Here is a 638-nt window from a genome sequence, read left to right on the forward strand (position 1 = left end):
AGCTTCATGAACGAGCTGGCGCTGCTGGCCGACCGCATGGGCGCGGACATCGAAATGGTGCGCCAGGGCATCGGCAGCGACCCGCGCATCGGCTACCACTTCCTGTACGCCGGTTGCGGCTATGGCGGCAGCTGCTTTCCGAAGGACGTGAAGGCGCTGATCCGCACCGCGCGCGACGAGGGGCAGGTGCTGAAGGTGCTGCAGGCGGTCGAAGACGCCAACGATGCGCAGAAGATGGTGCTGGTGGACAAGATCGTGGCGAGGTTCGGCGAAGACCTGTCAGGGCGTCGTTTCGCGCTGTGGGGCCTGGCGTTCAAGCCCAACACCGACGACATGCGCGAAGCCCCGAGCCGGGTGATCATCGGCGAGCTGTTCAGGCGTGGTGCGACGATCACGGCGTATGACCCGGTTGCGATGACGGAGACGCAGCGCATCTACGGCGAGGAGGCGCGGCTGACCTACGCCGAAAAGCCGATGGACGCGCTGGAAGGGGCTGACGCGCTGGTGATCGTGACCGAGTGGAAGGAATTCCGCAGCCCGGACTTCGAGCGGATCCGGACGACGCTCAAGCAGCCGGTGATCTTTGACGGGCGCAATCTGTACGAGCCGGACGTGCCGCGCAGCTTCGGCATCGAATA

At 65.4% G+C, this 638-nt stretch carries 1 protein-coding gene; it reads left to right on the forward strand.

Annotation, left to right across the window (positions count from 1 at the left end; genetic code table 11):
* A partial coding sequence (locus NMQ16_RS19145) for a nucleotide sugar dehydrogenase (protein ID WP_257082565.1) occupies nt 1-638 on the forward strand: 638 nt, incomplete at both ends.

The organism is Methyloversatilis sp. XJ19-49 (assembly GCF_024580145.1).
Taxonomy (GTDB): domain Bacteria; phylum Pseudomonadota; class Gammaproteobacteria; order Burkholderiales; family Rhodocyclaceae; genus Methyloversatilis.